General features: G+C 62.1%; 7 protein-coding genes. 1 reads left to right on the top strand and 6 read right to left on the bottom strand.

The window, feature by feature from the left end:
• The 3 genes from QM600_RS00785 to QM600_RS00775 form a co-directional block, all read right to left on the bottom strand.
• Positions 1-1,655: DEAD/DEAH box helicase (locus tag QM600_RS00785; RefSeq protein WP_283259577.1), on the bottom strand; the 1,655-nt coding region annotated here is incomplete at its 3' end.
• 261 nt (positions 1,656-1,916) lie between these two features.
• Positions 1,917-2,870: a M56 family metallopeptidase gene (locus QM600_RS00780; protein WP_283259576.1), complete on the bottom strand. Its 954-nt coding sequence runs from the start codon at positions 2,868-2,870 to the stop codon at positions 1,917-1,919.
• A gap of 25 nt (positions 2,871-2,895) precedes the next feature.
• A complete protein-coding gene (locus tag QM600_RS00775; RefSeq protein ID WP_094272911.1) occupies positions 2,896-3,309 on the bottom strand; it encodes a BlaI/MecI/CopY family transcriptional regulator in 414 nt (137 codons plus the stop codon).
• Between the two features lie 174 nt (positions 3,310-3,483).
• Between QM600_RS00775 and QM600_RS00770 the strand changes: the two genes are divergently transcribed.
• The gene (locus QM600_RS00770; RefSeq protein WP_283259575.1) at positions 3,484-6,057 is read left to right on the top strand and encodes a rhomboid family intramembrane serine protease; all 2,574 of its coding nucleotides are present in this window, start codon (positions 3,484-3,486) and stop codon (positions 6,055-6,057) included.
• 51 nt (positions 6,058-6,108) lie between these two features.
• Here QM600_RS00770 and QM600_RS00765 read toward each other — a convergent pair whose 3' ends face one another.
• Genes QM600_RS00765 through QM600_RS00755 form a run of 3 tightly spaced genes read right to left on the bottom strand, consistent with a single transcriptional unit; the run spans position 6,109 to position 9,520 of the window.
• A complete protein-coding gene (locus tag QM600_RS00765) occupies positions 6,109-6,981 on the bottom strand; it encodes an ABC transporter ATP-binding protein (RefSeq protein ID WP_283259574.1) in 873 nt (290 codons plus the stop codon).
• Positions 6,978-8,072: a FecCD family ABC transporter permease gene (locus QM600_RS00760; RefSeq protein ID WP_283259573.1), complete on the bottom strand. Its 1,095-nt coding sequence runs from the start codon at positions 8,070-8,072 to the stop codon at positions 6,978-6,980. The genes QM600_RS00765 and QM600_RS00760 overlap by 4 nt, the downstream gene beginning before the upstream one ends.
• Positions 8,069-9,520, bottom strand: coding sequence for a FecCD family ABC transporter permease (locus QM600_RS00755; protein ID WP_283259666.1), 1,452 nt, complete (start codon positions 9,518-9,520; stop codon positions 8,069-8,071). The genes QM600_RS00760 and QM600_RS00755 overlap by 4 nt, the downstream gene beginning before the upstream one ends.
• Positions 9,521-9,709: the final 189 nt, after the last annotated feature.

Below are 9,709 nucleotides of genomic sequence, written 5' to 3'. Positions count from 1 at the left end.
CCCTGGTAGCCGCCGCGGCTTTCGCTGCTGTCGCGGTTGCCCTGGTATCCACCGGAGGAACGGTTGCCCTGGTAGCCGCCGCGGCTTTCGCTGCTGTCGCGGTTGCCCTGGTATCCACCGGTGGAGGGGCGGTTGCCCTGGTAGCCGCCGCGGCTTTCGCCACCCTCGCGGTTGCCCTGGTATCCACCGGAGGAACGGTTGCCCTGGTATCCGCCACCTTCGCGGTTGCCCTGGTAGCCGCCGGAGGAACGGTTGCCCTGGTAACCGCCACCTTCGCGGTTGCCCTGGTAGCCACGCGATCCGCCGCCGCCGAAGGAACGCTCGCCACGAGAAGAGCTCTCGCGCAACGGTTCTCCGGTCGGCTTCTTTGCGCCGGTGATGCGAGCGAGTTCAGCGGAACCCGGGGTAACGGGAACAGCTGCGGCGTCGACGCCGGCCATGCTGGTCAGACGCTTGAAGCCGCGCTTTTGGTTCGGCAGAACGATCGCAACGACGGTGCCCTTCTCGCCTGCACGAGCCGTACGGCCTGCGCGGTGAAGGTAGTCCTTGTGATCTGCCGGGGGATCGACGTGCACAACGAGGTCGATACCGTCGACGTGGATGCCGCGGGCTGCGACGTCGGTGGCGACGAGGACCGGCGTGCGGCCGGTCTTGAAACGCTCGAGGACGCGGGTGCGCTGATTCTGTGCCTTGCCACCGTGAAGTGACTCAGCGGCGATACCGACTGCGCGGAGGCGATCGGTGATTCCTTCGCAACCGAGCTTGGTGCGAGCGAACATGATGGTGCGTCCGTCACGGGCGCCGATCTCGGAGAGGACGGAGTCCTTCTGGCCGCGATCGACGAGGAGAACGTAGTGCTCCATGGTGTCGACGCTGGCGCGGCCGTCTTCGGTGGAGTGCGTGACGGGGTTGGACAGGAACTGGCGAACCAGCGACTGGACCTCACGGTCGAGAGTTGCGGAGAACAGCAGACGCTGTCCGTCAGCCGGCGTCTCGCCGAGGATCGAACGAACCTCGGGCAGGAAGCCCATGTCGGCCATCTGGTCAGCTTCGTCGAGTGCAGTGATTTCCACCGAGTCGAGGATGCAGGTGCCCTGACGCAGGTGGTCGCCGAGACGGCCCGGTGTTGCGACCAGGATGTCGACGCCGCGGCGGAGCTGATCGACCTGCTTGGAGAACGGTGTGCCACCGACGGCGGGACGGACCGTGAGTCCGAGAGCGCTGGCGTACGCGGTCAACGATTCGACGACCTGGAATGCGAGTTCACGGGTGGGGACCAGAACCAGGGCGCGGGGGCGCTTGGCTGCCGGGCGATCCTCGTGACGCGAGAGGCGGGTCAGCATCGGCAGGCCGAAGGCCAGCGTCTTACCCGAACCGGTCTGGGCGCGGCCCAGGATGTTGACTCCGTTGAGCGCATCGGGAATGGCGAGCGCCTGGATGGGGGACGGGCTGGTGATGGAGTTGCGCGCAAGTGCGGCAACGAGCTGCTCGGGCAAGCCGATTTCAGCAAACGTAACGGTGGGCTCGGTGGAAACTGCCTCGGTGGCAACTTCTTCTTCACGATCGGGTGTAACGACTACATCTTCTACTGCACTAGCAATGACTGCGTCATCGGTAATGTTCTCGGAAGACGACATTTGGACAGCGTTGGTCACGCGGAAACCTCTCCGGACTACGGGCACGTCGCGGAGCGGAAGAAGCCATGCTTGAACACACGACACAGTTCGCAAAGGGACGAGCCAGGGCACATGTCACCTGGCAATCCGAACGCATACTGCGGGGAATTGGGCTGTGTGCCATTAAATGTTGATGAACCACGATGGTGGCCGTGATCCACTGTACGCCACATGCCCTGTCTAAGTCAGGTAGCCCGGCTTGTGACGTGCACTACTGCACCCAGTTTGGCTGGTCAAGGATCAGTAAGCGTTGAAAAGCAAGCGAAGCTCTGTGAGCCACGGCACGGCGACTGCAACCGTAGGCACCACGAGAATGGCAACCGCTCCGAGATACGCGCAGACCGCGATGCGGGGATCGCCGTCATCTGCTGAGAGTCGTTGCACACGAATCAATGTGGAGGGGCCACCCGCGGCCATTGCGCCACGCGGTGCGGTCGAGCCGGCACAGGCAACCAGTGCCCGGGCGAGTGGCGTCGGACCGGTGACCCGCACAGCCGAATCGTCGGCGAGCAATTCCACGAGAAGCTGTACAGATCCCAGCGCGGACTTGCTACGGACGAAACGAGGGAAAGCATGGTTCACGGCAGTAAAGGCTTCGAGGACCAAATCATGGCGTGCACGAAGATGTGCACGCTCATGCGTGAGGATCGCCTTGATCTCGGCGTGATCGAGATTCTGCAATGTCCCCTGACTCAACACCACACGCTGGCGGATTCCGGGCAGGCAGTAGGCGATCGGCTCTTCGACATCGAGAACCCGCAGGTCCGGGGTTCGTTCCACCAAAGCCGGCATTGCGCAGTCGTCGAGGAGATCAACCAGGATGCGATGACGCGAGCGTCGACGACGCGTGCGCACCCCCACCTGGATGATCGAGAAGATCAGCTTCGCGCCGATGAGCAGGGTCAGCGCAAAGACCACGACGTACAGAATCCACAACGGCAAACCGAGAGCGTCGATTTCGGCTGTCGGCGCTGTAGTCGGACGCCCGTCGGCACCGGGTACCAGTAGCTGACTGGCAATTGCCAAACCTGAACTGAATGCTGACAGCACGGCAGCGAGGGCGACAGCCTGCCAGAGGACAAGCGCCGCGCGGGGTGCGCGGTACGGCCACGTCGAGCGGCTCAGGAGTGCTGGGATCGGTCCTGCGAGCAGCAATGCAAGGAGGCCGAAAACCAGTGCAGTGGTGGCGTTCATGACCTAGACATCATGCATGAAAAATTCAGTGAGGCCTAGAAGTTCCGGGCTGCGCAGCATTTTTCGTGGATTCACGAACCTCGAGGGCTGCGAGTGCTTCCCGAAGGGCATCGGCTTCGTCGGCGTTGACCTGGCCCACGAAGTGCACCAATGCCGCTGCCCGGCCACCGGACTCCGGAGCCTGAGCGAGAGCATCGACCATCAAACTGGCAACCAACTCTTCACGCTTGTTCACCGGAAGGTACCGATGGGCGCGGTCGTCACGTTGCTGAATTACCAGATGCTTCTTCGCTAGACGTTGCAAAACCGTCATCACTGTTGTGTACGCCAACTCGCGATGCGTCGCGAGAGCTTCATGTACTTGCCGCACAGTTTGCGGTTCCGTGGTGGACCACAAATGATCCATCACTGCGCGTTCGAGTTCACCTAGACCTGCCATTGTTCAATTCTACGGGCTCCCACGACGAAATACGTACTACTGGTAGTAGTAAGAGCCTTCTCGGCGGTGTGGTATTGGCCATAGTGAGCTGCACTACAGATAACGTGAGGGGAGATGGTAAGCACGTCTGTAGTCGGTCAGCACAGTCGATCACCAGAAAGTAGTCGCGCGTAGATGAAGATCGACAGTTCCGCGGTATCCGAGAGTCCAGCGAACCGCCTGGCTGGGTACGTCGGCAAAGTTGGCAACATTGTTCGTTTCGGTATCCGAGATGCTCCGATGACCACATCGCTCGTCGTTGTCATGTGGGCATTAGGCGCGGCAACCGGAAGCCTCATGCACGGACCGTCGCGAGCACTCGCCTATCACGTCGCAACCGGGATGGGTTCACTGCAGCACGGACGGATCTGGACACCGCTCACGTCTGCGTTGTGGGAAGGCAACCTGCTGCGATACATCGGGGCGACGATCCTGTTGTTCGTCGTCGCCGCGCCCCTCGAACGCCGCATGGGTACCCGGAAACTGGCCATCGCAGCCGTCAGTACCCAGATTCTCGGAGTCATCCTCGGGCTGGGATGGGCGTCGCTCGCCAAAGTTTTCGACTCGAGTTGGGGCTTTCGCCTTCACGTCGGAATAGCCGTGGGGGCCAGTGCCTGGATCGTGGGCGCACTGATGGTCGCGAGTGCAAACATGGGGACTCTGTGGCGTCGACGCATTCGTGTCGGCATTCTTGCGCTGACCATCACGCTCGCCTTGTTCAGTGGTCAATTACAAGATGTGATCAGACTGTGCTCGGGGGTTGTCGGTTTGGTGATCGGTGCGTGGATCGTGGGGAGATCAGCCCGCGGTGATCGGATTGTGGGAACGCAGCGTGAAGGCCGGGTCTTGGTTGCCATCGTGGTGGCGGCCAGCGCGATCGGCCCGATGATTGCCGCTCTGTCGCCCCAAGCCGTCGGTCCGCTCGCCGTTCTCCGCGATCTGTTTCGCGGGGTCCCGTGGACGGTGTCCGAGGTACGGGACCTGTGCGCAGAGTCGGCCACCGACCCCGACTGCCGACGCGGCCTGTTGGAACTCCGACTTTCCGGTATCGGCCCGACCCTGCTTTCACTGATGCCGTCGATCTTCGTGCTCGTACTCAGCGACGGATTGCGCCGCGGACGACGATTCGCGTGGATCGCCGCCGTCTGCGCTCAGGTGGTACTGCTGATTCTCTCGATCGGCAACTTCGTTGTCCGCTTCATCGAGTCCGCCGACAGCGACAGCTTGTTCTACGGCATCGGGGATCCCAACGTGTACCGGACTCTCGTGCCGTTCCTGACACCACTGTTCGTGTTGATCATGCTGATTTTCACGCGGCGCTATTTCGATGTGGCTGCCCCGGTCAGGACATACCGCAAACTGGGGGTCTCGCTACTGGCACTCGTGGCGGGTTTGATCGTCGTCTACGTCGGGGGCGGGATGGTTGTGCGACACGGATTCGACCGTGAGCCCACCGCCTTGATGCTCCTCGCGGATTTCCCGCAGCGACTGGTGCCACCGGTATACCTGCAACTGGTCAATCCTCGACTCCTACCCGTCGACGTCGAAGCAACGTTGCTCTTCGAATGGACCGGCGTCGTATTCTGGTTCGCTGCATCGATTCTCGTGTTCGCGACGCTCTTGAAACCCGCCAATGAAATCGATCCACGAGCAACCGGCCGTGCGCGAGCGATGTTGCGCGCGGGCACCGGCAGTCCGCTGTCCTGGATGACGACCTGGAAAGGCAATTCGTACTGGTTCAGTTCCGACGGTTCCAGCTACGTTGCATACCGTGTCGTCGTCGGCGTCGCACTCACCACCGGCGACCCGGTGGGGCCGACGGATCGGATGCGACGCACCATCGAGGAATTTGCCGAGTTCGTTTCCGACAATGGCTGGATCCCGTGCCTCTATTCGGTCACGGACGATGTACGGGCAATCACAGATTCGATGGGCTGGAGTGGCTTGGAGGTTGCGGAGGAGACTGTTCTCGATCTCGGGGAGATCGCATTCACGGGTAAACGCTTCCAGGATGTCCGAACCGCCCTCAACCGGGCCAAGAAGACCGGCATCACGGCCGAATGGATTCGATTCCCCCACGCACCGCTCGCGATCAAGGACCAGATCGTTGCAATTTCCGAGGAATGGGTCGCGGACAAGGGAATGCCGGAAATGGGTTTCACGCTCGGTGGACTCGACGAGGTCGACGACGATGAAGTGCGATGCCTTGTTGCGCTCGATGAGGAACGCACCGTCCACGGAGTGACGTCCTGGCTGCCGGTGTACCGAGACGGTCAGATCGTCGGCTGGACCCTCGATTTCATGCGACGACGCGCCGAAGGCTTCCGCCCGGCCATGGAATTTCTGATCGCGTCGGCCGCCCTCACACTCGAGGAAGAGGGAGTCGAGTTCCTCAGTCTCTCCGGGGCGCCACTCGCCAAGGTTGCTTCGGATCAAGAGTCGAATCTCGAGGCGCAGGAAGCGACGACGCTCTCCGCAGTGATGGACAACGTCCTCGACCTCTTGGGCCGCACACTCGAACCGGTCTACGGGTTCCGCTCCCTCCTGGCCTTCAAATCGAAGTTCCAGCCCAGATACGTCCCGATGCACATGGTGTTCGCCGATCCCGCCGCACTGCCGAGTATCGGCAACGCAGTCGGGCGGGCGTACCTGCCGACGGTGTCTCTCGGCCAGGGAGTGAAGTTGGTGCGGACGATCCTGGGCCGCTGACCGAGCGAACGTACCTTTCGGTCGATCCAAGGCGCCGAGAGGTACGTTCGCTCAGACAGGGGTGGGGGAATTTGCAGGCCTTGCGGCCGGACCGCCGACAGCACCGAACACGTGGCGAGTTCCGATCGGTACGATCAGCGGCCGATCCGATACGGGATCGTCGATCACCACTGCCTCGAGGCCGAACACCTCCAGGAGAAGTTCCGCCGAAATGATGTCCTTGGGAATCCCGGCGGCGACAACGGCGCCGTCGCGCATCACGATCAGATGATCGCTGTAGCGCACAGCGAGGTTGAGGTCGTGCAAGATCATGACGACGGTTCGGCCCATTTCCTCGTGCAACTGATCCACGAGGTCGAGGACCTCCATGGAATGTGCAAGGTCGAGGTACGTCGTCGGTTCGTCCAGTAAGAGGATGTCGGTGCCCTGAGCCAAGGCCATCGAGATCCAGGCCCGCTGACGCTGACCGCCGGAGAGTTGATCGACAGGGCGATCCGCCAGATCGGAAACTCCGGTCAGCGCGAGCGCCTGGGCTACTTCGCCCTCGTCGTCGGCAGACCATTGGCGGATCCACGACTGGTGGGGATGGCGTCCGCGCGCAACCAAGTCTGCGACAGTCAGGCCCTCCGGGGCTACGGGTGTCTGGGGAAGCATGCCGAGGATCCGTGCAACCTCCTTGGTCTTCATGGAACTGATTGCCTTGCCGTCCAACACAACTGAGCCACTCTTGGGCTTGAGTAGACGCCCGAGAGCTCGCAGGAGTGTGGACTTTCCGCAGCCGTTGGGGCCGATGACCGTCGTGATCACACCGGTCGGGATCTCGAGATCGAGCCCGTCGACGATGATGCGGTCGCCGTAACCGAGGGTGAGATTTTCTGCGACGAGCCGCGACGGTGCGTCGACGGACGTGGACGTGATGGTCATCCCGTGACCTTTCGATTGTTACGGACCAAGAGGTAGATCAGGAACGGTCCACCAAGTGCTGAGGTAACGATGCCGACGGGCAGTTCCACCGGAAGAATCGTTCGAGCGATCACGTCACTGCCGACAACCAACACGGCACCGGCCAGTGCGGACGCGACGATCGGAGGACCGGCCGATCGCACCAGACGCATCGCTACCTGTGGCGCGGCCAAGGCCACGAAACCCACGGGGCCGGCAGCTGCCGTCGCTATCGCGGCCAGTGCCACCGCCGAGAGTAGAAGCGTGGCCTGCGACGACTGAAGCCGCACGCCCAGCGACGTCGCATTGTCCTCACCCAATCGCAGGGCACCCATGGTGAACGATGCGATGACCGCGTACCCGCCGACGACTACGAGAGTAATCGCGACCGGCCACATCTGGTTCCAACTCGCGCCGTTGAGCGACCCGTTCAGCCACACCTGCGCGCGCGACGCGTCGTTGATATCCGCCGAGATCAAGAGCCAGCGGGTGGCCGCGACCAACATGGCGTTGATGCCGATGCCGATGAGGATCAACCGGAATCCTTCGACCCCTTTGCGCCACGCCAGTGAGTAGATAACGACCGCGGTGATGAGGCCTCCGGCCAGAGCTGCCAGCGGAATACCGAGCGTCGAAAACAGGCCCACAAACGATCCGCCGCCGCCCAGAACGATCAGCGCGACTGCGGCTGCACTGGAACCAGCGGTGATACCGAGAATATCGGGACTTGCCAGGGAGTTCCGGGCAATCGTCTGGGTGATAGCTCCGGCGATAGCGAGTGCCATTCCGATGAAAAGTGCTGTGAGCGCACGGGGCATGCGCATGTCGAGAACGATCAGGTTCTGCGTCTTCGAGCCGTTTCCGAGGAGCACTGATATGACGTCCGGGATCGAGATCGGGTAGTCACCGCGTCCGAGGTTTATACAGAGCAGGAGGAACAGGGCGATCACGAGCGCCAGGCATACCGCGACCGGCAGTGGGCGATACACCAGCGAGAACGAGCCGAGACGAAGAGCTTTGCGAGACGGAACGGTCCGGGGCAGCGCCCGAGGTTCACTTTGTGTGAGCGTCACAGGCTTGCCAGCTTTCTGCGGCGTACGAGTGCAATGAAGAACGGTGCACCGAAGATGGCCAGAATGATTCCGACCTGCAGTTCACCAGGACGGACGACAACCCGGCCTACGACGTCGGCGGTGATCAACATGATTGCGCCGAGCAAACCCGCGTAGGGCACGAGCCAGCGGTAATCGGGACCGGTGATGGCGCGCGCGACGTGGGGTACGACCAAGCCGATGAAGGCAATGGGACCGCACGCTGCGGTGGCGGCACCCGTGAGCAGGGTGATCGCGACGATGCCGAGGGTCCGACTGAATGCGATGTTGGTTCCGAGCGCCCGTGCAACGTCGTCGCCGAGGCTCAGAACGTTCAGGCCCGGTGTGCTCGCGAGTGCGATCACCAAACCGATTATCAGGAAGGGAAGGACTTGCCACAGCACGTCGAATCCTCGACCGGATACCGAACCGACCACCCAGAAGCGGTAAGCGTCCAAGCTGGTCTGATCGAGGATGATCACGGCATCGGTCATCGCCTGCAAGAAGAACGCGACCGCCGCACCGGCGAGTGCCAGGCTCAGCGGACTGGAACCGCCGTTGCCGATCGACGACAACCCGAATACGACGACGCTCGCGGCAAACGAACCGGCAAACGCGAACCACATGTACTGACTCGGAGCCGTGAAACCGAAGAAGTAGATGGCCAGGACTACGAAGAACGCGGCGCCGGCGTTCAATCCTAGTAGGCCGGCATCGGCTAGGGGGTTGCGCGTATGACCTTGAATGAGCGCACCGGCAATACCGAGTGCAATGCCGACAGCCAATCCCAGAACTGTTCGTGGGGCACGCAAAGTGCGGACGATGATGTCGGTCTGCGAGTCTTCGGAACTGAAGATCGCGTGAAATATCTCGGCGAACGTCAACGGGCGCGCCCCGACGGCGATACTGGCGAGCATCACGAGCATCAGCAGGATCGCGAGTACCGCGAGACCGGTAAGTCTGCGTCGCCGCATGGCGCCGGCGCTGTTGTCCCGCTCGAGTTCTTCGAATCCTTCGTCGCGCGCCGTGCTTTCGCGAACAACTTCGATTCCGGCTCGATTGAACGGGCGTAGGAGCGCGCGACGAGGTCCGAGCGGCTGCTTGGTCGACGCATCACGGGTGGTCAGACCGACCCAGCCCTTGCCTGACGTCCGGCCGGTGTTGCCTTCGCGGAATCCGAGATTCCAGATCGCCAACCCGAGCGCGATGGCGATGGCAGTGCCACCGAATACTGCTCTGTCGGCTTCACCGCCGCCGTTCGCGTCGCGCAGTGACGAGACGACGTACCAGCCGATCAGTAGGGGTAACGCGAAGATGCCGGCGTCGAATGCGGCGGCGAGTACTCGCAGGCGAACAGGTGCGGGTCCGCGCGGGACGATACGTCGCCCGTAGGTCTCACTGGGCCCGGGAGGTCGTTCGCTCCGAGGCATGTCGGTCATGGTCACTGGTGGATCGAGCTCCTGGTCTTGGCTCGCAGGGGATTCGAATCTTAGGTTACGGAACCCTATGAAGCCGGGGTTGGTGCGGGTTAGGTTCAGATGCACAACGGGTGCGCAGGGTCACAGCAACTTATCCTTGAATTATGGTGAGGCTAACCTATGTTAAACGGGCAACATAAC

The organism is Rhodococcus sp. IEGM 1379 (assembly GCF_030056815.1).
GTDB lineage: Bacteria > Actinomycetota > Actinomycetes > Mycobacteriales > Mycobacteriaceae > Rhodococcus_F.
This window is presented reverse-complemented; position numbering and strand designations above follow the sequence as displayed.